Source organism: Ramlibacter agri (assembly GCF_012927085.1).
Classification (GTDB): domain Bacteria; phylum Pseudomonadota; class Gammaproteobacteria; order Burkholderiales; family Burkholderiaceae_C; genus Ramlibacter; species Ramlibacter agri.
Window position 1 is genome coordinate 271,166 of sequence record NZ_JABBFX010000001.1, and the last position, 22,463, is coordinate 293,628.

Below are 22,463 nucleotides of genomic sequence, written 5' to 3' on the forward strand. Positions count from 1 at the left end.
CATGCAGACCATCGTCAATCCCTTCAAGAAGGCGCTGGCCGAAGGCCGGCCGCAAATCGGCCTGTGGTGCAGCATGCTGGGCGCCATCCCTACCGAGATCTGTGCCGGCGCCGGCTTCGACTGGCTGCTGCTGGACGCCGAGCACACGCCCAACGACCCGGAGAACCTGCTGCAGCAAGCGCAGATCATTGCCGGCTATCCCGACACGCACGCGATCGCACGCGTGCCCATGGGCCACGGCTACGTCGGCCAGGCGCTGATCAAGCAGTACCTGGACCTCGGCATCCAGACCATCCTGGTGCCGATGGTCGACACGCCGGAGCAGGCCCGCGAGCTGGTGCGCTGCATGCGCTACCCGCCCGAAGGCATCCGCGGCATGGCAGGCGCGCGCGCCTCGCGCTGGGGCCGCATCGCCAACTACGCCAAGGAAGCCAACGACCAGGTCTGCCTGCTGGTGCAGGCCGAGACGCGCGAGGCCATCGAGAACCTCGACGCGATCGCCGCCGTCGAAGGCGTCGACGGCGTGTTCATCGGTCCCTCGGATTTGTCGGCCGCCTTCGGCCACGTCAGCGACCCGTGGCATCCGGAGATGCAGCAGGTGATCGCGGACAGCTTCCGCCGCATCCAGCGCGCCGGCAAGGCCATCGGCATCCTGACGCTGGACGAGGCGCTGGCGAAGCAGCACGTGGAAATGGGCGCGACCTTCGTCGCCGTGGCCACCGACACCAGCCTGATGCTGAAGGCCACCAACGCGCTGGTTGCCAAGTTCAAGGGCGCGCCCGCGCCGTCCGCCTCGGGCAAGCAGAACTACTGATGGCCGGCGAACCGAAGCGGCCGTTCCGCTCGGCCACCCTCTACGAAGGCCTGGTGCGCGCCACCACGCGCAGCTTCCTGCGCGGCCTGGGAATGGACGAGGACGAGATCCGCCGCCCGCACGTGGGCGTGTTCCACACCGGCGGCGAGATGAGCCCGTGCAACACCAACCTGCGCGAGCAGGCGCAACACGCCAAGACCGGCATCTACGCCGCCGGCGGCATGCCGCACGAGTGCCCAGTGGTGTCCATCTCCGACGGCCTGACCATGGCGCATTCGGGCATGCGCTTCTCGCTGATCTCGCGCGAGCTCATCGCCGACAGCGTCGAAGCTTCCACGCGCGGCCACCAGTGGGACGGCATCTTCGCCATCGGCGCCTGCGACAAGAACCTGCCGGGCCTGATGATGGGCATCGTCCGCTGCAACGTGCCGGGCGTGTTCGTGCATGGCGGCGCGGCGATTCCCGGGCAAGTGGAAGGCCGCGACGTCAACGTCGTCAACACCTACGAAACCATCGGCAAGGTGCTGGCCGGCGCTGCCACGCGCGAGCAGCTGGACACGATGAGCGCCAACTGCCTGCCGACGGCGGGCGCCTGCGCGGGCCAGTTCACCGCCAACACCATGGGCATGGTGTCCGAGGCGCTCGGCCTGGCGCCGATCGGCTCGTCGATGGTGCCGGCCGTGTTTGCCGAGCGCGCGCCGTTGATGCGCCGCGCCGCGAAGCAGCTGATGGCCGCCGTGATGGGCGAAGCGCCGCTGCCGCGCGACATCGTCACCCGCAAGGCGCTGGAGAACGCCTGCGCCGTGGTCTCCGCCACCGGCGGTTCCACCAACGCGGCGCTGCACCTGCCGGCGATCGCGCACGAGGCGGGCATCGCCTTCCACCTGGACGACGTGGCGGAGATCTTTGCCCGCACGCCCTTGATCGGCAACCTCTCGCCCGGCGGCAAGTACCTGGCGCGCGACGTCTATTACGCCGGCGGCGCGCAGGTCATCATGAAGGAACTGCTGGCGCACGGCTTCCTGCACGGCGACGCGCTGACCTGGACCGGTCGCACGCTGGCCGAGGAACTGGCCGACGCGAACGCGCCCGACGGTGAAGTGATTCGCCGCGTCGAAGAAGCGCTCTCGCGCGATGGTGGCCTCGCGGTTCTGAAAGGCAACCTCTGCCCCGACGGCGCGCTGCTGAAAGTGGCGGGATTGCAGACGCTGGTGCACAGCGGTCCTGCGCGCGTGTTCGAGAACGAGGAAGAAGCGCAGTCGGCCGTGCAGAACCGCCGCTACGAAGCGGGGGACGTCATCGTCATCCGCAACGAAGGGCCGAAAGGCAGCCCCGGCATGCGCGAGATGCTGGGCCTGACCGCCCTGCTCTATGGCCAGGGCATGGGCGACAAGGTGGCGCTGCTCACCGACGGCCGCTTCTCCGGCGCCACGCGCGGCCTGTGCATCGGCTACGCCGGTCCTGAAGCCGCGGCTGGCGGGCCGATCGCGGCGCTGCGCAACGGCGATCGCATCCACATCGACGCGCGGCCGCAGGCGCGCAGCATCCGCGTGGAGTTGAGCGAAGAAGAAATCCGGGGCCGTCTGGCCACGCTGCAAGCACGCCCCGCCCCGCGCGGCGGCCTGCTCGAGAAATACGCCGCCACCGTGCGGCCCGCGCACCAGGGCGCGGTGACCCATTCGGGCGCCGTCACCTGGCTGCGGGACGTTAGCTGAGGACAAGCATGAAGGACTTTCACCCCGACGAATGGAAGGCGCGCGTCGAACTGGCCGCCGCCTACCGCATCTTCGACATGCTCGGCTGGACCGAGATGATCTACAACCACATCACGGTGCGCCTGCCCGACTCCGTGACCAAGGGCGAGAAGCAGTTCCTGATCAACCCCTTCGGCCTGCACTACTCCGAGGTCACGGCCAGCAACCTGCTGAAGATCGACGTACACGGCAACAAGCTGGATGTGGACAACCCGTGGCCGGTGAACCCCGCGGGCTTCACCATCCATGCAGCCATCCACGAGAGCGTGCCGGAAGCGCATTGCGTGATGCATACCCACACCACCAACGGACTGGCCGTGGCCTGCAGCGAAGTGGGGCTGGCGCAGAACAACTTCTATTCCGCGCAGCTGCACGACATGGTGGCCTACCATGACTTCGAGGGCATCACCATCCACGCCGACGAGGCGCCGCGCCTGCTGGCGAGCCTGGGCGCGAAGCCGCTGATGATCCTGCGCAACCACGGCCTGTTGGCCGCGGGCCCGACCCTCCCGCTGACTTTCGTGCGCCTGTGGACCCTGCAGCGCGCCTGCGACATCCAGGTGACCCAGGCCGCGCTGGGCCCTGCCATTCGCATCCCCGAGGCGGTGGCGAAGAAGACCACGCACGACTCCTTCCAGTTCGACGCGCAGTTCGGCGCCGGCCAGGATGTCTTCGACGCGATGACACGCCTGATGGAGGCCCGCACCGGCGCGGGCTACAAGGCATGAAAAAGGTCTGCATCTACGGCGCCGGCGCCATCGGCGGCTGGATCGGCATGCGGCTGGCGCAGGCCGGCTGCGACGTGAGCGTGGTTGCGCGCGGCGCGACGCTGGCAGCGCTGAAGCAGAACGGGCTGCGCCTGAACGTGGGCGGCGAGACGCTGGCTGCCAAGGCGAAGGCCAGCGCTTCGCCCGCCGACCTGGGCGAGCAGGACCTCGTGATCGTGGCCGTGAAGGCGCCGGCGATGGCCGACGTCGCCGCGGCCATCGCCCCGCTGCTGGGGCCGGACACCATCGTGCTGACCGCGATGAACGGCGTGCCGTGGTGGTTCTTCGAAGGCTTTGGCGGCCAGTTCCAGGGGACCCGCCTGAAGGCTGTGGATCCGGAAGGAAAAATCGCCGCGGCCATCCCCGGGAAGCACATCATCGGCTGCGTGGTGCACGCCAGCTGCGCGTTGCGCGAGCCGGGCTACGTGCAGCACCACTTCGGCAACAAGCTGATCATCGGCGAGCCCAGCGGCCAGAAGACCCAGCGCGTGCAGCAACTGGTGGCGCTGCTGCAGAAGGCCGGCCACGAAGTGGAACTGTCCGAGCAGATCCAGAAGGACGCCTGGTACAAGCTGTGGGGCAACATGACGGTGAACCCCGTCAGCGCCGTCACCGGCGCAACGACGGATTTGATCCTCAACGACGACTTGGTGCGCGGCTTCATCTCCGCGGTGATGCTGGAGGCGCGCGAGATCGGCGGCCGCATCGGCATCCCGATCGCGCAGCAGCCGGAAGACCGGCACCAGGTGACGCGCAAGCTTGGCGCCTTCAAGACCTCGATGCTGCAGGACGTGGAAGCCGGCAAGCCGGTGGAACTGGACGCGCTGGTGACGGTGGTGAAGGAACTGGGCGCGCTGACCGGCACGCCGACGCCCTTTACCGACGCGCTGTTGGGCCTGGCCCGGCTGCACGCCCGCATCCACGGCCTCTATTGAGCATGTCTGCCATCCCTATTCCGGCCACCAAGGCCATCAGCGGCACGGCTTTCGCCACCTTGCTGCTGATCGCGCTGATGATGGGGTCCAACCACGTCGCGGCGCGCATCGCCTTCAACTACGGGGCCGACGTCGCCACTGCGGTGGTGTTCCGCAGCACGGTGACCGCGGTGGTGCTGGTCGCGATCATCTCCGTGCAGCGGGTGCGCGTGCGCTTCACGGCGCGGCACCGGCGCATGCTGCCCGCCATCGGCCTGCTGGTGGGCGTCCAGAGCCTGTGCCTCTATTCGGCGGTGGCGCGGCTGCCAGTGGCGCTGGCGCTGCTGGCCTTCAACACCTATCCGATGTGGACGGCGCTTTGGTCGCTGATCCTCTATCGCCAGAAGCCCGAGCAGGCGATGCTGCTTGCGTCGCCGGTGATCCTGGTCGGCCTGGCGCTCGCGCTGGACGTCTTCGGCGCCACCTCGGGCCTGGGCGCGCAAGGGCAGTGGGCGCAGATCGGCGCCGGCGTGGCCTTCGCGCTGGCGGCGGCCGGCACCTTCGGCCTGGCGCTGGTGCTGACGCAGCACGAGGCGGGCGACGTCGACGGCCGCGTCCGCACGGCGACCACCATGACCATGGCCGGCCTCGTAGGCCTGGCCACCGTGGTGGCGCAGGGCGGCTTCCACCTGCCGCAGGCCGCGCCGGGCTGGGGCGGCCTGCTGGCGCTGACCTTCCTGTACGGCACTGCCTTCACCATCATGTTCACGGTGCTGCCGCGCCTGGGCGTGGTCGGCAATTCGGCCATCATGAACGTGGAGCCGGTGTGGGCGCTGGTGATGGCCTGGCTGGTGCTGGGGCAGACCATCGCGACCATCCAGGTGGTCGGCGCCCTGCTGGTGGTGGGCGCGGTGATCTGGCTGGGGCTGCGCAAGCGCTGACCGCGGATCACGATTGCGCCCTGCTTGCGACGATGCGTGGCCAGGCGTAGGCTAGCTATACACGTATAGCAGGGAAGGAATCCACCCGTGCTTGCCATCCGACTACCGGCCGAGATCGAGCAGCGCCTCGATGCCCTCGCGCAGGAGACCGGCCGCACCAAGACCACGCTGGCTCGCGAAGCCATCCTCGAGTACATCGACGACCTCGAGGACTATTACCTGGCCGAAGCCCGCGCGCGCAAGAATCGCAAGACCATTCCGCTGGAGGAAGTGGGGCGGCAGCTTGGCCTGGGCGATTGAATTCGATCCGGACGCGGTCAAGGACCTGAGGAAGCTGGACAAACAGGTCCAGCGTCGAATCTACGGCTCCTTCGCGATCGGCTTGCTCCCATGGAGGACCCGCGCAGCCTGGGGGAGGCGCTTGCGGGGGCAACGCTCGGAAGCTACTGGAAGTATCGCGTCGGCGATTGGCGCATCATCTGCGACATCCAGGACGGGCGCATTGTCGTTCGGGTTCTGCGCGTCGGGAACAGACGCGAGATCTATCGTTGAACGAGCCGCGGAGATTCGCAGTCTTCAATCCTCGTCCACCACCACCGGCACCCTTTGCGCCAGCGCACACATCAGCTCGTAGCCCAGGGTCCCCGCGCTTTGCGCGACTTCGTCGATCGACAGGATGGCGCCGTTGGACGCCCGGCCCCACATCGTCACTTCGCTGTCGAAGCCGGCCTGCGGCACCGGCCCCAGGTCCACCGCGATCATGTCCATGCTGACGCGCCCGAGCAGGCGGGTGCGCACGCCCTCCACCAGCACCGGCGTGCCGGTGGTGCAGTGGCGCGGGTAGCCGTCGGCGTAGCCGCAGGCGACGATGCCGACGCGCGTCGGGCCGTCGGCCGTGAAGCTGGAGCCGTAGCCCACCGTGTCGCCGGCCTGCAGCTGTTGCACGCCCAGGATGCGCGTGGCCAGCGTCATGGTGGGCTGCAGCTTCCAGTGCGCGGCGTCGTTTTCCGGGTAGTCCGGCGCGCTGCCGTAGACGGCGATGCCGGGCCGCACCCAGTCGCCGCGCACCTCGGACTGGCCGGCGTGGCGCAGCGTGGCCGCGCTGTTGCACAGCGAGCGCTCGCCGGGCAGGTCGCGGGTCGCCTCCAGGAACACGCGCACCTGGTGGCCGATGCCGCGGGCGCCGTCGGCATCGCTGAAGTGCGTCATCAGCGAGATTTCCTCCACCTGCGGCAAAGCGTCCAGCCGGGTCCAGGCGGACCGGTAGCGCTGCGGCGTGAAGCCCAGGCGGTTCATGCCCGAGTTCATCTTCAGGAAAACCCGGTGCGGCACCTGCGTCTTGTGGGCCGCCAGCATGTCGATCTGCTCGTCGCTGTGGATCGCGTGCCAGAGGCCCAGGCGGGAGCACAGCTCCAGGTCGCGGGCCTCGAACACGCCTTCCAGCAGCAGGATGGGGCCGCGCCAGCCCAGGGCCCGGACCCGCTCGGCTTCCAGCAGGTCGAGCAGGGCGAAGCCGTCGGCGCCGCGCAGGCCTTCGAACGCCCGCTCTATGCCGTGGCCGTAGGCATTGGCCTTGACGACGGCCCAGACCTTGGCGTCGGGAGCGGCGGCGCGGACGCGCGCCAGGTTGCTGCGGAGGGCGGGCTGGTGGATCGTGGCCTGGATCGGGCGGGGCATGAGGAGGATTTTGTCATTACCCACCGTGATATAACCCCGCATCGCTTGGAGACAGCAGAAATAGGCGGGGATCAGCCAGGCTGATGCTCGCCCCAATTGCACCCGGATGAAGCGCGGCTTCTACACCATCATGGCGGCGCAGTTCTTCTCGTCGCTCGCCGACAACGCGCTGTTCATTGCCGCCGTTGAACTGCTGAAATCGTCGAAGGCACCGACGTGGCAAGCCGCCGCATTGGTGCCGATGTTTGCCCTGTTCTACGTGGTGCTGGCGCCTTTCGTCGGCGCCTTCGCGGACGCCTTGCCCAAAGGCAAGGTCATGTTCGTCAGCAACGCGATCAAGGTCGTGGGCTGCCTGCTGATGCTGTTCGGCTCGCACCCCTTGTTCTCGTATGCCATCGTCGGCCTGGGCGCAGCAGCCTACTCGCCGGCCAAGTACGGCATCCTGACCGAGCTGCTGCCGCCTTCGCAGCTGGTCAAGGCCAACGGCTGGATCGAAGGCCTGACCATCGCCTCGATCATCCTGGGCATCCTGCTCGGGGGCCAGCTGGTGGGGCACGCCATCTCCAGCCGCATCCTGGCCTGGGACTTCCCGCTGATCGACACGGCCATCGACACGCCGCCGGAAGCGGCGATCTTCGTGCTGATCCTGGTCTACATCGTGGCGGCCTGGTTCAACACGCGCATCCCGCTGACCGGCGTGGAGATGCGGCCGATCCCGCGCAACGTGCTGGAGCTGGTGCCCGATTTCTGGAGCTGCAACGCCCGCCTGTGGCGCGACAAGCTGGGGCAGATCTCGCTGGCCAGCACCACCCTGATCTGGGGCGTCACCGGCAACCTGCGCTACATCATGCTGGCCTGGAGCGCCGCGGCCCTCAGCTACAGCACCACCCAGGCCTCGGCGCTGAGCGGCGTGGTGGCGCTGGGCACGGCCATCGGAGCGGTGGTCGCGTCCATGCGCATGCGGCTGGACAAGGCCACCAGCGTCATCCCGCTGGGCATCGCGCTGGGCGTGCTGATCATCCTGATGAATTTCATCACCGGCGTCTGGGTGGCCGTGCCCTTCCTGATCGGCATGGGCGCCATTGCCGGCTTCCTGGTGGTGCCGATGAACGCGCTGCTGCAGCACCGCGGCCACAACCTGATGGGCGCGGGCCGCTCCATCGCGGTGCAGAACTTCAACGAGCAGGCCTGCATCCTGGGCCTGGGCGCCTTCTACAGCCTGTCCGCCGGCCTGGGCATGTCGGCCTTCGGCGCCATCACGGCTTTCGGCCTGGTCGTGGCCGGCGTCATGTGGCTGATCCAGCGCTGGCACCGCCGCAACACCGTGGTGCACAAGGACGAAGTCGATCACCTGCTGGAAGTCGCGCGCCACGACAACGTGCATGGCTGAAAAGCGCGGGGTTTCGGGGCCGGTGCTGGCCCTGGTGTGCAATGCCTTCGTCTGGGGCGTGTCCTGGTGGCCTTTCCGCCAGCTGCACGAGCAGGGGCTGCACCCGCTATGGTCCACGGCGCTCATGTACCTGCTGGCCCTGGCCTGCGCGCTGGCCGTGCGGCCGGCGGCGCTGGCGGAGTTCTCGCGCCAGCCCTTGCTCTGGCTGCTGGCCGGCGCCGCCGGCCTCACCAACGTCGGCTTCAATTGGGCGGTGACCGTGGGCGACGTCGTGCGCGTGGTCCTGCTGTTCTACCTGATGCCGGCCTGGTCGGTGCTGCTGGCCTGGCTGCTGCTGGGCGACAAGCCCACGCCGGCCGCCCTGGCGCGGCTGCTGCTGGCGCTGGTCGGCGTCGTGATCGTGCTGCACCAGCCGGGCAACGGCTTTCCCTGGCCGCGCGAACCGGCCGACCTGCTGGCGCTGATGGGCGGCTGCAGCTTCGCGCTGACCAACGTCATGCTGCGGCGGTTGCATGCGGTGCCGGGCGAGGCACGCCTGGTCGCGATGTTCGGCGGCGGCGCCGTCATGGCCGTGGTGGTGGCGGCGCTCGGGCTGGCGCAAGGGCTGGTCCTGCCGGTGCCGGCGCTGGGGCCCGGTTCGCTGGTGATCGGGGCCTTGCTGACCGTGGCCTTCCTGGGCGGCAACGTCGCGCTGCAATACGGCGCCGCGCGCCTGCCGGCGCATACGACGGCGCTGGTGATGCTGTCGGAAGTGGTGTTCGCCAGCCTCTCGTCGGTGGCGCTGGGCGCGGCGCAGTTGTCGCCGGGCGTGCTGACGGGCGGGGCGTTGATCCTCGCCGCCGCCGCGTGGTCGGCGTGGCCGCAGCGGTCGGCGCGGGCGGTGTGAACGGGAACTAGCTGGGGTGCGCTGGGGCGCAACCCGGCCTACATGGCAGCGACGAGGACGGGCCTGAACGCGGGCGACGATGCATCGCCGCCGCGCGCCTCCTCCAGCCGGAACTGCGCCACCAGCTCCAGCAGCGCCGCTGCCTGCATCTTCATCGATTCCGTCGCGGCCGCGGCCTCTTCCACCAGCGTCGCGTTCTGCTGCACCACCTGGTCCATCTGCACGACGGCGGTGTTCACCTGCTCGATCCCGCCGGCCTGCTCGCGGCTGGCGGCCGCGATCTCGGCGACCAGCGCACTGACCTGCTGCACCGCTTCCACCACCTGCCCGCTGGCGCCGCCCGCCGTGCGCACCAGGCGCGTCCCGGTCTCGACCTTGCCGGCCGCATCCTGGATCAGCGCCTTGATCTCCTTGGCCGCGGCAGCGGAACGCTGCGCCAGGTTGCGCACCTCCGCCGCCACCACCGCGAAGCCGCGGCCCTGCTCGCCCGCGCGCGCCGCTTCCACTGCGGCATTGAGCGCGAGGATGTTGGTCTGGAAGGCGATGGCGTCGATCACGCCGGTGATGTCGCTGATGCGGCGTGACGACTCGGAAATCTCGTCCATGGTGCGCACCACCTCCGACACCACCTGGCCGCCGCGGTTGGCGACGGCCGACGCATCGGCCGCGAACCGGGCCGCCTGGTCCGCATGCGAGGAATTCCGGGCCACCGTGGCCGTCAGTTCCTCCATGGCCCCCGCCGTTTCCTCGAGCGTGGTCGCCTGTTCCTCGGTGCGCGTGGACAGGTCATGGTTGCCCTGCGCGATCTGTGCACTGGTGTCGGCCAGCGAATGCGCGCCCTGCGCCACCTGGGCGACGAGCCGCCGCAGGCTGGCCGCCATGTCCGACAGCGTGCGCAGCAGCTGGCCCATCTCGTCGCGGCTGCGGCTTTCGATGCGGGCCGTGAGGTCGCCGTCCGCCACCTGCCGCGCCGTCCCCACGGCCCTGGCGATGGGCCGCGTGATGGAGCGCGTGATCAGCCACGAGGACAGGACGCCGAGCAGCACGCCGGCAATGCACAGCGCCAGCAGCAGCCGGCGGCCCGCTTCGGCGCTCGCGTGGGCGGTCTGCGGGTAGGCATCGACCTGCGCCTTGTAGTAGTCGAGGATGGCCTGGATCGCGCCGATGTAGGCCTTCACGGCCGGCACCATGGCGCTGTCCACCATGCGCAGCGCCTCGGCGCCCTGGCCGGCTTTCTTGCGTTGCAGGATCTCGGCGCGCGCGGCCAGGTAGACCTTGCGCTTCGCTCCCACCGCGTCGATCAGTGCCCTGCCTTCTTCGTCGGTATCGAGCGCCTCCACCTGCTGCTGCAACTGCGAGATGCGGCGGCTGGTGGCGTCCAGCTCGGGCTTCAGCTGCTGCTCCAGGTCCGGGTCGGTGGTGCGCGCCAGCACCAGGCTGCGGACCAGGTTCGTGCTGGTCTCCGTGTGCCAGGCGGCCACCAGGCGCTCCATGCGGATGTTCACCGTCGCCAGCCGCGTGGTCACGCCATCCAGCTGCACGATGCGCCACAGGCCCGCCAGGCCCATGACCAGCAGCACCAGCGTGAACGCGAGAAAGGCCAAACCCAGGCGCACGCCGATGCTGGTGCCGCGCAGGCGGCCCCCCGATGCTGTTCCCATGCCATGCTCCGTCTCGTTACAGGTACGACCCATGGGGGGTGCCAGGCAGGCGCCACGCCACGGCCTCACCTTGCACGTTTAGTTACAACGAGTCCATACGGCCTATGGCGAACACCGTGCAATCGATCACGCTTCCCGCGCGCAGAATGGCGCCATGTCCTCTGTTTACGACTTCGAAGCGCAGCACATCGACGGCACGCCAGCCCGCTTGGCGGAATACCGCGGCCAGGTGCTGCTGATCGTCAATACGGCCAGCGCCTGCGGCTTCACGCCGCAGTTCGCCGGGCTGGAGGAGTTGAACAAGAAGTACGGGCCGCAAGGCCTGGTGGTGCTGGGCTTTCCCTGCAACCAGTTCGGCAAGCAGGACCCGGGCAGCAACGACGAGATCGCCGGCTTCTGCCAGGCCAACTACGGCGTGAGCTTTCCGATGATGGAAAAGATCGAGGTCAACGGCCCCGAGGCGCACCCGCTGTACAAGTGGCTCACGCACGAGAAGCCCGGCATGCTGGGGACCGAATTCATCAAGTGGAACTTCACCAAGTTCCTCGTCGGCAAGGACGGCCAGGTGCGCAAGCGCTTCGCGCCGCAGGACACGCCGCAGAAGCTGGCGCAGGACATCGAGCAGGCCCTGGCTGCTTGAGCCCTGAAGACGCGCCCCGCTTCGCCGCCGACGCCATGTTGGGCCGGCTGGCGCGGTGGCTGCGCGCGCTGGGCTTCGACACCGCCTACGACATCGCCATCGCCGACCCGGTGCTGGTGGAACTCGCCAACGCCGAAGGCCGCATCCTGCTCACGCGCGACCGCCACCTGCTGCGCGACCTCCGGCCGCAGCGCGCCGTGGAAGTGCGCGTCGACGATCCGCTGCAGCAGCTGCGCGATGTCGCGCAGGAACTCGCGCTGACGGGCCCGGTGGCGATGTTCTCGCGCTGCCTGCTGTGCAACGCCTTGCTGGTGCCGCTGTCGGCGCGCGAACAGGAACTGCTGCTCGCCGGCATGGAGCACGCGCCTTCGGGCCCGGTGCTGCATTGCCCGATCTGCCGCAAGCTCTATTGGGATGGCTCGCATGCGCGCCGCATGCGCCGCGCGCTGGAGCAGGTGCTGCCCGGCTGGGGCGCTACGTGAGCACCGCGTCCAGCGCTTCCACCCAGTGCTTCACCGGCATCGCCGTCCCCGACTGCAGGTGCTGGATGCAGCCGATGTTGGCCGACAGGATCGCCTGCGGCTGCAGCGCGCCCAGATGGCCCAGCTTGCGATCGCGCAGCGTGTGCGCGATGTCCGGCTGCAGCACGGAATAGGTGCCCGCCGAGCCGCAGCACAGGTGCGATTCGTTCATCGCCACGCGCACTTCGAAGCCCAGCGCCGCCATGCCCTGCTCCACGCCGCCGCGCAGCTTCTGCCCGTGCTGCAAGGTGCAGGGCGGGTGGTAGGCGAACAGGCCGGGCGCCGGCTTCACCTTGTCACGCAGCGCCGTCACCAGCTCCGGCAGCAGCTCGCTCAGGTCGCGCGTCAGCTCCGAGATGCGCGCCGCCTTCTTCGCATATGCCACATCGTGCTGCAAGTGGTGGCCATACTCGCGCACGGTCACGCCGCAGCCGGAGGCGTTCATCACGATCGCCTCGACCTCGCCACGCTCGACGAAAGGCCACCAGGCATCGATGTTGGCGCGCATCTGCGCGCGGCCGCCGTCCTGGTCGTTCAGGTGGAACTTGAGTGCACCGCAGCAGCCCGCCGCCGAGGCGACCACCGACTGGATGCCGGCCGCATCGAGCACGCGCGCCGTGGCACTGTTGATGTTGGGCATCATCGCCGGCTGCACGCAGCCTTCCAGCAGCAGCATCTTGCGCGCATGCGTGCGGCGCGGCCAGGCGCCCGCGCGCTGCGGCGGCGGCACCTTGTCGCGCAGCACGCCGGGCAGCAGCCCGCGCACGGCCTGGCCCAGCTTCATCGCCGGCTTGAAGGCGGCGGAGGTCAGGCCTTCCTTCAAGCTCCAGCGCAAAGCCTGGGAGGGCGCATCGCGCCCCACCTTGCGCTCCACGATGCCGCGGCCGATGTCGACCAGGTTGCCGTAGTCCACGCCGCTCGGGCAGGTGCTCTCGCAATTGCGGCAGGTGAGGCAGCGGTCCAGGTGCAGCTGCGTCTTGCGCGTGGGCTGCTCGCCTTCCAGCACCTGCTTGATCAGGTAGATGCGGCCGCGCGGCCCGTCGAGTTCGTCGCCCAGCACCTGGTAGGTCGGGCAGGTGGCGGTGCAGAAGCCGCAGTGCACGCACTTGCGCAGGATGGCTTCGGCCTCGGCGCCTTCGGGCGTGCCCTGGAATTCGGGCGAGAGATGGGTCTGCATCAGAGCTGCGGGTAGAGGCGGCCGCGGTTGAAGATGCCGGCCGGGTCGAACTGGCGCTTCAAGTCCTGCTGGATGCGTTCCAGCACGGGCGGCAACGGCGCCATGCGGCCGGTCGCTTGCGGACGAGCGCTGCGAAACAGCGTGGCGTGGCCGCCGGCGCGCTGCGCGGCTTCGCGCAGGCGGGCCGCGTCGGCGGCGTCCGCGCGCACCCAGCGCTGGGCGCCGTGCCATTCGACGAGGGGCGAATCGGGCAACTCCAGCATCGGCGCCGTCTGCGGCAGCGACAGGCGCCACAGCTCGCGCTCGCCGCGCTCGGCAAACCAGGGCAAGGCCTGTTCGCGCACCGCCTGCCAGTCGGACCCAGCCTCCAAGCGCTCGCCGCCCAGTGCGCGGGTCGCGGCCTCCACCGCCGCCACCGCGCCGCGCAGGCGCAGCCACAGCACGCCGTCCTGCCAGCGGCTCGCGTTCAGGGGCAGCGGCTTGCCGCCCCAGGCATTCAGTTGCTGCAGGGCCTGCGCCTGCGTCATCTCGAAGCGCAGCGTGGCTTCCGCCGGCGCGACCGGCAGCACCTTCAGGCTCACCTGCGTGATGAGGCCCAGCGTACCGAGCGCGCCTGCCATCAGCCGCGAGACGTCGTAGCCGGCCACGTTCTTCATCACCTGGCCGCCGAACACCAGGTGTTCGCCGCGGCCGTTGACCAGCTCCAGCCCCAGCACGTAGTCGCGCACGCTGCCCACGCTGGCCCGCGCCGGGCCCGAGAGGCCGGTGGCGACCATGCCGCCGACGGTGGCGCCGGGGCCGAAGTGGGGCGGCTCGAAAGGGAGCGACTGGCCGCTTTGCGCCAGCACCTGTTCCAGCTCCGCCAGCGGCGTGCCGGTGCGCACCGTCACCACCAGCTCGCTCGGTTCGTAGCTGGCGATGCCACGAAGCGGCGCCGTCTCCAGCAATTCGCCTTGCGGTGGCTCGCCATAGAAGTCCTTGCTGCCGCTGCCGCGGATGCGCAGGGGCGTGCCGGCCGCGGCGGCGGCGCGCACGCGCTCGATCAAGGGGGCCAGGGCGGGATCCATGCCGGCGATGTTAAGCGGCCGCCCGTCGCCGGCCGGCTTGAAAGTTTCTGCGGTCAGTCGATGAAGAAATTGACGGGCAGGCCCGGCACGTCCACCCGCATGGCCAGCACGCAGCCGCTCAGTGGCAGCGCCTTCAGCTCCTCGGGCGAGCGGCCCTGGCGGGCGCTGGTCACGTACAAGGTGCGGCCGTCCGGGCCGCCGAGGCAGGGCATGGTGGGGCAGCGCACCGGCAGTTCGATGTCGGCCACGATGTCTCCCTGCGGGGACAGCCGGAGCACCCGGCTGCCCTCGTACATGGCGCACCAGTAGTGGCCTTCGACGTCGACGGTGGCGCCATCGGGTCGCCCGAGATAGCCGGGGTCGCCCGGCTGCCAGCCCGCCGGCTTGGCCGGGAAGCGCTTGAACACGCGGTGGTGCCGCAGCACGTTGGGGCCGGGTTCCCAGTCCCAGGCGTAGATTTCGTGGCGCGGCGTGTCGGCCCAGTAGGTGCGGTCCGCCGCCGGCGACCAGGCAAGGCCGTTGGCGGTGGTGGCATTGCAGGCCTTCAGCTGCACGAGCGGCTGGCCGTGCGCGCCGTTGCCGGGGCGGCAGTCCAGCGAGTAGAGGTCGGCCTTGCGCGCGTCCTTGGGCTCGTAGATGGTGCCGGCCCAGAAACGCCCTTCGGGGTCGGCCTTGCCGTCGTTGAAGCGCGTGGTGGCGCCATGGTTGAAGCGCACCAGAGGCGCCAGGGTGCCGCCCCAGCTGCGGGCACGGTAGATGCCGTCGCGCAGGCCGAGCACCAGGCCGCCGTTCACGGCAGGCGCCATGCAGCCCGGCTCCTGCGGCAGCTCCCACGACTCCAGCGCGCCGGACTGCGGGTGCAGGCGCCGCACCAGCTTGCCGGCGATGTCGATCCAGTACAGGCGCTGCTCGCGCGGATGCCAGAAGGGCGACTCGCCCAGCGCGTCCGGCGTGTCGACGGCGACTTCCCACTTCATGCGGCGCGCTCCACGGTGATGGCCAGCTGCGCCATCATGCTTTCGCCCGGCTGCAACACCACCAGGCCGAGCTCGGTGGCGGCGGCGCCGGACGCGTACAGGTGCACCGCGTTGTTGACGTGGCTGACCGGTTCCACGGCCACGTACTCGCGCGCGGCGTTGGTGAAGGCGACCAGGCGCTGCAGGTTGGATTCGAGCCGCACGCGCAGCATCCCGTCGCGCAGCTCCGCCTGGCCGTCCCAGCCGTCGTAGCAATGGTCGACATCGAGCTGCGCGCAGTCGGCGGCGATGCCGGTCGAAGGCGCGCGCGTGGTCGGCAGCTTGTCGGGGCCCATCTCCCAGCGCCCGCTGGCGTGGAAGGCGAGATGGCTATCGGGCCGCTTCGGAAACCACGGATGCCAGCCCAGGCCCACCGGGGCCGGCTGCGCCGACTGGTTGGTGAGGGCCAGGGTCAGCTCCAGGCTGTCTTCGCCAAGGCGGAAGGCCTGCGAGCAGTCGAATTCGAAGGGCCAGCTGGCGTCGGGCCGGTGCTCGTAGGCCAGCATGGCGCTGCGCTCATCGGCGTCGAGCACCGCCCAGGGCCGCTGCCAGCCGACGCCATGGATCGCGTGCGGCTCGTCGCCGTCGTTGCGCACCAGCGAATGCTGCGTGCCCTGCCAGACCAGCGTGGCCTGGCCGATGCGGTTGGAAAAAGGCACGAGCGGATAGCAGCCGGACTGGCGAGCGCTTTGCAGCTGGGCGGCCGGAGTGGAGCGCAGCACCGGCACGTCGTCCAGCCAGAAGCCGGCGATGCAGCCGCCGAGCTCGGGCATCAGCTCGCAACGCAAAGCGCCTGAGCGCAATTCGATCATGGCCACGCGTCTCCTGTTGTTCTGCCGTTCATTGTGCAGAAAAAAAGGGCCCGCCGAAGCGGGCCCAACATCCAAAGGAGACTTGCTTTCGGGAACTGTGCCTCAGCGGCTGTAGGCGGTTTCGCCGTGGCTGCTGATGTCGAGGCCTTCGCGCTCTTCCTCTTCGGTGACGCGCAGGCCGATCAGGAGGTCGACGATCTTGTAGGCGATGAAGGCCACGACGCCCGACCAGACGACCGTGGTCAGCACGCCCTGGAACTGGATCCAGACCTGGCCACCGATCGAGTAGTCCGGGCTCACCTTGTTGGCCACGTAGTCGTAGATGCCCACGCCGCCCAGGCTGGGCGAGGCGAACACGCCGGTCAGCAGCGCACCGGTGATGCCGCCCACGCCGTGGACGCCGAACACGTCCAGCGAGTCGTCGGCGCCCAGCAGGCGCTTCAGGCCGTTGACGCCCCACAGGCAGACCAGGCCGGCGATCAGGCCGATGACGATGGAGCCCATGGTGCCCACGAAGCCGCAGGCCGGGGTGATGGCCACCAGGCCGGCGACGGCGCCGGACGCGGCGCCCAGCATCGAGGCCTTGCCCTTGGTCAGCGCCTCACCGGCAATCCAGGACAGCGTCGCGGCGGCCGTGGCCAGCAGCGTGTTGGCGAAGGCCAGGGCGGCGCCGCCATTGGCTTCCAGGTTGGAGCCGGCGTTGAAGCCGAACCAGCCCACCCACAGCATGGCCGCGCCGACCATCGTCAGCGTCAGGCTGTGCGGGGCGAAGGAGTCCTTGCCCAGGCCCACGCGCTTGCCGATCAGGTAGGCGCCCACCAGGCCGGCGACACCGGCGTTGATGTGCACCACGGTGCCGCCCGCGAAGTCGAGCGCGCCCTTGGCCCACAGCCAGCCGCCGTTGGCGGTGACGGTTTCCAGCGTCTTGGCGTCGGTGATCGCATCCGGGCCGTCCCAGTACCAGACCATGTGGGCGATCGGCAGGTAGCTGAAGGTGAACCACAGCACCACGAACAGCAGCACCGCGGAGAACTTCATGCGCTCGGCGAAGGAGCCCACGATCAGCGCGCAGGTGATGGCGGCGAAGGTGGCCTGGAAGCACATGTAGGTCAGTTCCGGGATCACCACGCCCTTGCTGAAGGTGGCGGCGGTCGAATCCGGCGTCATTCCCGACAGGAAGATCTTGCTGAATCCGCCGAAGAACTGGTTGCCGCCGGTGAACGCCACGCTGTAGCCGTAGATGGCCCACAGCACGTAGATCAGCGAAGTGACGACGAACACCTGCATCAGCACCGACAGCATGTTCTTGCTGCGCACCAGGCCGCCGTAGAACAGGGCCAGGCCGGGGATGGTCATGAAGATGACGAGCGCCGTGGCGACGGTCATCCAGGCGGTGTCACCCTTGTTGGGGACCGGCGCCGGAGCGGCGGCAGCCGCGGGTGCGGAAGCAGCAGCTGCAGCAGCGGGAGCCGCTGCGGCGGGCGCAGCCGGCGCGGCAGCCGCGGGTGCGGCTTGTGCCTCGGTAGCAGCGGGCGCGGAAGCCGGCGCGGCGGCGGGGGCCTGGGCGACAGCTGCGACGCTGCCGATCAGGAGCCCCAGGCCGACGGCCAGGGAAGCGATCAATTTCCTCATGGTATGTCTCTCAGGTGTGTGAAGGTTTTAGAGGGCTTCCTTGCCGGTCTCGCCGGTCCGGATGCGCACGACCTGCTCCAGGTCGTACACGAAGATCTTTCCGTCGCCGATCTTGCCGGTGCGCGCCGCGCCCTCGACGGCCTCGATGACCCGGTCGACCAGGTCGTCGGCCACCGCCGCTTCGATCTTGACCTTGGGCAGGAAATCGACGACGTATTCGGCGCCGCGGTACAGCTCGGTGTGGCCCTTCTGGCGCCCGAAGCCCTTGACTTCGGTGACGGTGATGCCCTGCACGCCGATGCCGGAGAGCTGCTCGCGAACTTCGTCGAGCTTGAAGGGTTTGATGATGGCGGTGACGAGTTTCATGCTTGCTCCTTCGGGACGGGCCCGCTCGAGGTTCAGAACGAGTACGTGTACTTCACGCCCAGCACCGCGGTGGCCCGGCCCAGGTCCTTGCCGTCGGGGCTGCGGTAGTTGCTGTTGTTGGTGTCGACGTAGGCCAGCGACGCGCTGAAGCCGTTGCCGAAGTCCTTGCCCAGGGCCACGGACCAGTCGGTGTACGAGAAGCCGCTGTTGTTCTTGATGCCCTGGTAGCCGATGTGCGGCGTGACCGTCAGGCCCCAGTAGCCGGTGTCGAAGGTGGCGTTCAGGTCGACGTAGTAGCTGTTCTTGCTGTCCGCGAAGCCGAAGAGGTTGGTGATGGCATGCGAGTACTTCAGCGTCGCCGGGCCATAGGTGCCGGACACGTACAGCTCGGTGGTGTTCGGGCTCACGGCCAGCTGCGAGCTGGGATACAGGTAGCGCAGCGCGCCCACGTCGAAGGCGACCGGGCCGCCGTTGAACTTGTAGCCGCCGTACAGGTCGACTTCGGCGTCGGCATTGCCGCCGGCGTCCTTCACCCACTTGATGCTGGACGCCCAGGTGCCGATATAGAAGCCGCTCTTGTGAGCGAAGTCGGCGCCGCCTTGCAGGGCAGGCTGCAGGCGCGACTGCGAGATGCCGCGGTAGCGGTAATCGGTGACCGCGCCGATATTGACGGAAGCGGTGTAGTCCGGCTCGGGCGCGGTGGCCGCCGCCTGGGCGAAGGCGGAACCGCATGCGAGCAGGGACAAGGCGAGCACGGCAAGTTTCATGGAGTTCTCCGTTTGTTGGTGATGGCAGCAGAGGCTGATAGCAGGAGGCGTGCCATGCGCCGCCTCCACCTTTGGAAGGTCCTCCAGCCCCTTCGCTGTCGCGTTAAGCGGGCACCGGAGGGGTGCGCCGGGTCCGGCGCGCACCTGAATGGGGAGGAGCCGCGCCGTGAGCCTGTCTTTGGTGCAAAGCCGCGCCTTGCTGGGGCTGGAAGCCGCGCCAGTCACCGTGGAGGTGCACCTGTCCAATGGACTGCCCAACTTCTTCCTGGTCGGGCTGGCCGATACGGAAGTGAAGGAAGCCCGGGAGCGGGTGCGCTCGGCCATCCTCACTTCCGGCCTCGAATTCCCGTCCACCCGCCGCATCACGGTCAACATGGCGCCGGCCGACCTGCCCAAGGACAGCGGCCGTTACGACCTGCCGATCGCCTTGGGCGTGCTGGCCGCCACCGGCCAGATCGATGGCGATGCGCTGGCCGGCCATGAGTTCGCCGGCGAGCTGTCGCTGTCCGGGCAGCTGCGGCCGGTGCGCGGGGCGCTGGCGACCAGCCTGGCGCTGCACGTGGCCGGCTCCACGGCCCGGCTGGTGCTGCCGCCCGGCAGCGCGGAGGAGGCCGCCCTGGTGCCCGGCGCCCGCGTGGTGCGCGCCCGCCACCTGCTGGACGTGGTCGCACAGTTCCAGCGCGGGCCCGGCAGCCTGCCGTCCGGCGAAGGCTGGGCGGTGTTGTCCAGCCGGGCGCCGGCGGCGGCCGCCCGTTATCCGGACCTGGCGGACGTGCGCGGGCAGGCCGGCGCCCGGCGGGCGCTGGAGATTGCCGCGGCTGGCGGTCACAGCCTCCTGATGGTCGGCCCGCCCGGCGCCGGCAAGTCGATGCTGGCGCAGCGCTTTGCCGGGCTGCTGCCGCCCATGAGCGTGCAGGAGGCGCTGGAAAGCGCGGCGGTCGCCAGCCTGGACGAGCGCTTCAGCATCGCGCAGTGGGCGGTGCGGCCCACCTGCGCGCCGCACCATTCGTCCAGCGCCGTGGCGCTGGTGGGCGGCGGTTCGCCGCCCAGGCCGGGCGAGATCTCGCTGTCGCACCACGGCGTGCTCTTTCTCGACGAACTGCCGGAATTCCCCCGGGCCGCGCTGGAGGCGCTGCGCGAGCCGCTGGAGACCGGCCGCATCACCATCGCCCGCGCCGCGCGGCGCTGCGAATTCCCGGCGCGCTTCCAGCTGGTGGCCGCGATGAACCCCTGCCCTTGCGGCTGGCTGGGCTCCGGCCGCAGCTGCCGCTGCACGCCGGAGCAGGTGGCGCGCTACCAGGGCAAGCTCAGTGGCCCGCTGCTGGATCGCATCGACCTGCACGTGGAAGTGCCGGCGCTCGCGCCCGCCGAACTGCTGGACGCGCCGGCCGGTGAGCCCACGGCCGCCGTGCAGGCGCGCTGCGAGGCCGCCCATGCCCGTGCGCTGCGGCGGCAGGGCCACGCCAACAGCGCGCTGCAAGGCGAGGCCATCGACGCCCATGCCGGCGCGTCGCTGGCGGCCACCGGCTTCCTGCGCAATGCGGCGGCCCGCCTGGGCTGGAGCGGGCGCGCGACCCACCGCGTACTAAAGGTTGCACGCACGATCGCCGATCTCGCGGACAGCACTGCCGTGGACGTGGAACACGTCGCCGAGGCAGCACAGTACCGTCGCGCGTTGCACTGACGCCGCAGTCCGGCCGCCGCAGCATGCCCCTCGCGCCAGGGTCATCAATAATCATTTTTCCGCCGGCACCACGAGACAACGATGAAAAAGCGCCCGCCGTATCACCGCGCCATCTGCGTGGCCGGACTGCTGGCGGCGGCCAGCGCCGGCGCGCTCGCGCAGCAGCAGCCCGCCGACCTCACCGACCTGTCACTGGAGCAGCTTTCCAGCATCGAGGTCACCTCCATCGGCAAGCGCGTGCAGCGGCTCTCGGACGTCGCCGGCTCGGTCTACGTGATCCAGCAGGAAGACATCCGCCGCTCCGGCGCCGTGACCTTGCCGGAGATCCTGCGGCTGGCGCCCAACCTGCAGGTGGCGCGCGCCGACGCCAACCAGTACGCCATCAGCGCCCGCGGCTTCAACAGCGTGCTGGCCAACAAGATGCTGGTGCTGATCGACGGCCGCACCGTCTATTCGCCGCTGTTCTCCGGCGTGTTCTGGGAAGCGCAGGACCTGGTGGTGGAAGACATCGAGCGCATCGAGGTCCTGAGCGGCGCCGGCGGCACCCTGTACGGTTCCAATGCCGTCAACGGCGTCATCAACATCATCACCCGCAGCGCGGCCGACACCACCGGCACGCTGCTGAAGGCCGGCGGCGGCAACCAGGAACGGTCGGCGGCCGTGCGCTATGGCAACGGCGGCGCCACCACCGGCCAGCCCTGGCGCATCTATGCCAAGCAGTACGCGACGGACGACACGCAGCTCGAAAGCGGCGGTTCCAGCCACGACAGCGGCCGCCGCAAGCAGGCCGGCTTCCGCACGGACCGCGTGCGCGAGCGCGACCAGCTCACCTTGCAGGGCGACATCTACGAAGGCCAGTTCGACCAGCTGCCGGCGCCGCGCCAGGTTTCCGGCGCCAACCTGCTGGGACGCTGGTCGCGCGAGGAAGGCACCGGCGTCCGCACCCAGCTGCAGGCCTATTTCGACCGCGCCGGACGCAACCAGCCGGGCGCCGTGGACGACACCATGGACACCTGGGACGTCGAGCTGCAGCAAAGCCGGCGCCCCGCCGAGGGCCACGAGCTGCTGTGGGGCACCGGCTACCGGCTCTACAACGACAACGCGAACAACATCGCGCCCTCGGTGCTCGCGTTCCAGCCGCCCGAGCGGAAGCTGCAACTGTGGAACCTGTTCGCGCAGGACGACTTCGTGGTGGCGCCGGGCATGCGCATCACGCTGGGCCTGAAGGCCGAACACAACACCTACACCGGCCTCGAATGGCTGCCCACCGGGCGCATCGCCTGGCAGCTGAGCGCGCAGCACCTGCTGTGGGCCTCGGCCTCGCGCGCGGTGCGCACGCCCTCGCGCATCGACCGCGACGTGGTCGTGCCCGCGGTGAACCTTGGCGCGAGCGACTTCCAGTCGGAGGTGGCGCAGGTCTACGAGCTGGGCCTGCGCGGCCAGCCTCGCAGCGACCTCAGCTACTCGCTCACGCTGTTCCGCCACCGCTTCGAGGACCTGCGCTCGGTGGACGTGCTGCCCGGGGGCATCGCCTTCGGCAACAGCTTCGAAGGCCACCTGACCGGCATCGAGACCTGGGGCAGCTGGCGGCTCGCGCCGCAGCTGCGGCTGCAGGCGGGCTATACCTGGCAGCGCCTGCAGCTGGGGCCCATCGGGAGCAGCACGACGCTGCCCACGAGCGCGGCCCAATTGGGCAACGATGCGCGCAACCGCGGCCAGGTGGGCCTGGGCTGGGACCTCGCCCACAACATGGAGCTGGACGTGCAGGCGCGCTACGTCGGCGCGCTGCCCGACCCGCAGGTGCCGGCGTACAGCGCGGTGGACCTGCATTGGGGCTGGCGCATCCGGCCGGACCTCGAGCTGTCCTTCCTGGTGCGCAACCTCAACGACCCGCAGCACGTCGAGTGGGGCGCCGCCGGCAATCGCGCGGAGATCCCGCGCTCCTTCCAGCTGAAGGCCGTCTGGCGCCTGTGAGGC

At 69.7% G+C, this 22,463-nt stretch carries 22 protein-coding genes; 13 read left to right on the plus strand and 9 right to left on the minus strand.

The features are described 5' to 3' along the window. The first annotated feature begins 1 nt into the window (after position 1). From HHL11_RS01360 to HHL11_RS34795, 7 genes are all read left to right on the plus strand, one after another. Positions 2–814: an HpcH/HpaI aldolase family protein gene (locus HHL11_RS01360; RefSeq protein ID WP_169416590.1), complete on the plus strand. Its 813-nt coding sequence runs from the start codon at positions 2–4 to the stop codon at positions 812–814. Then, positions 814–2,529, plus strand: a complete 1,716-nt coding sequence (ilvD, locus tag HHL11_RS01365; RefSeq protein WP_169416591.1) for a dihydroxy-acid dehydratase — start codon at positions 814–816, stop codon at positions 2,527–2,529. Before HHL11_RS01360 ends, ilvD begins: the two co-directional genes overlap by 1 nt. Positions 2,530–2,537: 8 nt before the next feature. Continuing rightward, entirely contained in the window at positions 2,538–3,296 is a 759-nt protein-coding gene (locus HHL11_RS01370) for a class II aldolase/adducin family protein (RefSeq protein WP_169416592.1), read from the plus strand. Then, positions 3,293–4,270 (plus strand): 2-dehydropantoate 2-reductase, encoded by a 978-nt coding sequence (locus HHL11_RS01375; protein WP_169416593.1) that lies wholly within the window; start codon positions 3,293–3,295, stop codon positions 4,268–4,270. The genes HHL11_RS01370 and HHL11_RS01375 overlap by 4 nt, the downstream gene beginning before the upstream one ends. Positions 4,271–4,272: 2 nt before the next feature. Beyond that, the gene (locus tag HHL11_RS01380) at positions 4,273–5,190 is read left to right on the plus strand and encodes a DMT family transporter (RefSeq protein WP_169416594.1); all 918 of its coding nucleotides are present in this window, start codon (positions 4,273–4,275) and stop codon (positions 5,188–5,190) included. An 87-nt stretch (positions 5,191–5,277) separates the two neighbouring features. Beyond that, entirely contained in the window at positions 5,278–5,490 is a 213-nt protein-coding gene (gene relB / locus HHL11_RS01385; RefSeq protein ID WP_169416595.1) for a type II toxin-antitoxin system RelB family antitoxin, read from the plus strand. Between the two features lie 90 nt (positions 5,491–5,580). Continuing rightward, entirely contained in the window at positions 5,581–5,742 is a 162-nt protein-coding gene (locus HHL11_RS34795; protein ID WP_342593157.1) for a type II toxin-antitoxin system RelE family toxin, read from the plus strand. A gap of 24 nt (positions 5,743–5,766) precedes the next feature. On the opposite strand, the gene alr is transcribed toward HHL11_RS34795, so the two are convergent. Then, positions 5,767–6,867 carry an alanine racemase gene (gene alr, locus HHL11_RS01395; protein WP_169416596.1) on the minus strand — a complete coding sequence of 367 codons (1,101 nt, stop codon included), beginning with the start codon at positions 6,865–6,867 and terminating at the stop codon, positions 5,767–5,769. Between the two features lie 106 nt (positions 6,868–6,973). Between alr and lplT the strand changes: the two genes are divergently transcribed. Both lplT and HHL11_RS01405 read left to right on the plus strand, forming a co-directional pair. Further along, positions 6,974–8,257, plus strand: a complete 1,284-nt coding sequence (gene lplT, locus HHL11_RS01400) for a lysophospholipid transporter LplT (protein WP_169416597.1) — start codon at positions 6,974–6,976, stop codon at positions 8,255–8,257. Then, positions 8,250–9,143: a DMT family transporter gene (locus tag HHL11_RS01405; RefSeq protein ID WP_169416598.1), complete on the plus strand. Its 894-nt coding sequence runs from the start codon at positions 8,250–8,252 to the stop codon at positions 9,141–9,143. The genes lplT and HHL11_RS01405 overlap by 8 nt, the downstream gene beginning before the upstream one ends. A 38-nt stretch (positions 9,144–9,181) precedes the next feature. On the opposite strand, the gene HHL11_RS01410 is transcribed toward HHL11_RS01405, so the two are convergent. After that, positions 9,182–10,804, minus strand: coding sequence for a methyl-accepting chemotaxis protein (locus HHL11_RS01410; protein ID WP_169416599.1), 1,623 nt, complete (start codon positions 10,802–10,804; stop codon positions 9,182–9,184). A 154-nt stretch (positions 10,805–10,958) separates the two neighbouring features. Here HHL11_RS01410 and HHL11_RS01415 point away from each other — a divergent pair, with 154 nt between their 5' ends. Both HHL11_RS01415 and HHL11_RS01420 read left to right on the plus strand, forming a co-directional pair. After that, positions 10,959–11,444 (plus strand): glutathione peroxidase, encoded by a 486-nt coding sequence (locus HHL11_RS01415; protein ID WP_169416600.1) that lies wholly within the window; start codon positions 10,959–10,961, stop codon positions 11,442–11,444. Continuing rightward, entirely contained in the window at positions 11,441–11,926 is a 486-nt protein-coding gene (locus HHL11_RS01420; RefSeq protein ID WP_169416601.1) for a Mut7-C RNAse domain-containing protein, read from the plus strand. Before HHL11_RS01415 ends, HHL11_RS01420 begins: the two co-directional genes overlap by 4 nt. Here HHL11_RS01420 and glcF read toward each other — a convergent pair. The 7 genes from glcF to HHL11_RS01455 all read right to left on the minus strand — a co-directional run bounded on the left by glcF (position 11,919) and on the right by HHL11_RS01455 (position 18,802). Next, positions 11,919–13,142 carry a glycolate oxidase subunit GlcF gene (glcF, locus tag HHL11_RS01425; RefSeq protein WP_169416602.1) on the minus strand — a complete coding sequence of 408 codons (1,224 nt, stop codon included), beginning with the start codon at positions 13,140–13,142 and terminating at the stop codon, positions 11,919–11,921. The two genes, HHL11_RS01420 and glcF, sit on opposite strands and share 8 nt — an antisense overlap. After that, on the minus strand, positions 13,142–14,209 hold the full coding sequence (glcE, locus tag HHL11_RS01430) for a glycolate oxidase subunit GlcE (protein ID WP_169416603.1): 1,068 nt from the start codon (positions 14,207–14,209) through the stop codon (positions 13,142–13,144). The genes glcF and glcE overlap by 1 nt, the downstream gene beginning before the upstream one ends. 53 nt (positions 14,210–14,262) lie before the next feature. Beyond that, on the minus strand, positions 14,263–15,186 hold the full coding sequence (locus HHL11_RS01435) for an SMP-30/gluconolactonase/LRE family protein (RefSeq protein WP_169416604.1): 924 nt from the start codon (positions 15,184–15,186) through the stop codon (positions 14,263–14,265). Next, positions 15,183–16,037: an aldose 1-epimerase gene (locus tag HHL11_RS01440; protein WP_169416605.1), complete on the minus strand. Its 855-nt coding sequence runs from the start codon at positions 16,035–16,037 to the stop codon at positions 15,183–15,185. Before HHL11_RS01440 ends, HHL11_RS01435 begins: the two co-directional genes overlap by 4 nt. A gap of 102 nt (positions 16,038–16,139) precedes the next feature. Then, complete coding sequence (locus tag HHL11_RS01445; protein WP_169416606.1) at positions 16,140–17,669, minus strand: ammonium transporter; 1,530 nt, start codon at positions 17,667–17,669, stop codon at positions 16,140–16,142. A 27-nt stretch (positions 17,670–17,696) separates the two neighbouring features. Beyond that, positions 17,697–18,035 (minus strand): P-II family nitrogen regulator, encoded by a 339-nt coding sequence (gene glnK / locus HHL11_RS01450; RefSeq protein ID WP_169416607.1) that lies wholly within the window; start codon positions 18,033–18,035, stop codon positions 17,697–17,699. Positions 18,036–18,067: 32 nt separating this feature from the next. Beyond that, a complete protein-coding gene (locus HHL11_RS01455; protein ID WP_169416608.1) occupies positions 18,068–18,802 on the minus strand; it encodes a TorF family putative porin in 735 nt (244 codons plus the stop codon). Positions 18,803–18,968: 166 nt separating this feature from the next. Here HHL11_RS01455 and HHL11_RS01460 point away from each other — a divergent pair, with 166 nt between their 5' ends. Both HHL11_RS01460 and HHL11_RS01465 read left to right on the plus strand, forming a co-directional pair. Beyond that, entirely contained in the window at positions 18,969–20,486 is a 1,518-nt protein-coding gene (locus HHL11_RS01460) for a YifB family Mg chelatase-like AAA ATPase (protein WP_169416609.1), read from the plus strand. An 81-nt stretch (positions 20,487–20,567) separates the two neighbouring features. Continuing rightward, positions 20,568–22,460, plus strand: a complete 1,893-nt coding sequence (locus HHL11_RS01465) for a TOL_0244 family TonB-dependent receptor (protein ID WP_169416610.1) — start codon at positions 20,568–20,570, stop codon at positions 22,458–22,460. The last annotated feature ends 3 nt before the right edge of the window (positions 22,461–22,463 follow it).

Bases quoted from the DNA above. Each gene is read 5' to 3' on its own strand.
- HHL11_RS01465 (WP_169416610.1), top strand. From the start codon at position 20,568: ATGAAAAAGCGCCCGCCGTATCACCGCGCCATCTGCGTGGCCGGACTG.
- HHL11_RS01415 (WP_169416600.1), top strand. From the start codon at position 10,959: ATGTCCTCTGTTTACGACTTCGAAGCGCAGCACATCGACGGCACGCCA.
- HHL11_RS34795 (WP_342593157.1), top strand. From the start codon at position 5,581: ATGGAGGACCCGCGCAGCCTGGGGGAGGCGCTTGCGGGGGCAACGCTC.
- glnK (WP_169416607.1), bottom strand. From the start codon at position 18,035: ATGAAACTCGTCACCGCCATCATCAAACCCTTCAAGCTCGACGAAGTT.
- HHL11_RS01435 (WP_169416604.1), bottom strand. From the start codon at position 15,186: ATGAAGTGGGAAGTCGCCGTCGACACGCCGGACGCGCTGGGCGAGTCG.
- ilvD (WP_169416591.1), top strand. From the start codon at position 814: ATGGCCGGCGAACCGAAGCGGCCGTTCCGCTCGGCCACCCTCTACGAA.
- HHL11_RS01370 (WP_169416592.1), top strand. From the start codon at position 2,538: ATGAAGGACTTTCACCCCGACGAATGGAAGGCGCGCGTCGAACTGGCC.
- HHL11_RS01360 (WP_169416590.1), top strand. From the start codon at position 2: ATGCAGACCATCGTCAATCCCTTCAAGAAGGCGCTGGCCGAAGGCCGG.
- alr (WP_169416596.1), bottom strand. From the start codon at position 6,867: ATGCCCCGCCCGATCCAGGCCACGATCCACCAGCCCGCCCTCCGCAGC.
- HHL11_RS01410 (WP_169416599.1), bottom strand. From the start codon at position 10,804: ATGGGAACAGCATCGGGGGGCCGCCTGCGCGGCACCAGCATCGGCGTG.
- HHL11_RS01440 (WP_169416605.1), bottom strand. From the start codon at position 16,037: ATGATCGAATTGCGCTCAGGCGCTTTGCGTTGCGAGCTGATGCCCGAG.
- HHL11_RS01375 (WP_169416593.1), top strand. From the start codon at position 3,293: ATGAAAAAGGTCTGCATCTACGGCGCCGGCGCCATCGGCGGCTGGATC.
- HHL11_RS01380 (WP_169416594.1), top strand. From the start codon at position 4,273: ATGTCTGCCATCCCTATTCCGGCCACCAAGGCCATCAGCGGCACGGCT.
- HHL11_RS01405 (WP_169416598.1), top strand. From the start codon at position 8,250: ATGGCTGAAAAGCGCGGGGTTTCGGGGCCGGTGCTGGCCCTGGTGTGC.
- HHL11_RS01455 (WP_169416608.1), bottom strand. From the start codon at position 18,802: ATGAAACTTGCCGTGCTCGCCTTGTCCCTGCTCGCATGCGGTTCCGCC.
- glcF (WP_169416602.1), bottom strand. From the start codon at position 13,142: ATGCAGACCCATCTCTCGCCCGAATTCCAGGGCACGCCCGAAGGCGCC.
- lplT (WP_169416597.1), top strand. From the start codon at position 6,974: ATGAAGCGCGGCTTCTACACCATCATGGCGGCGCAGTTCTTCTCGTCG.
- glcE (WP_169416603.1), bottom strand. From the start codon at position 14,209: ATGGATCCCGCCCTGGCCCCCTTGATCGAGCGCGTGCGCGCCGCCGCC.
- HHL11_RS01445 (WP_169416606.1), bottom strand. From the start codon at position 17,669: ATGAGGAAATTGATCGCTTCCCTGGCCGTCGGCCTGGGGCTCCTGATC.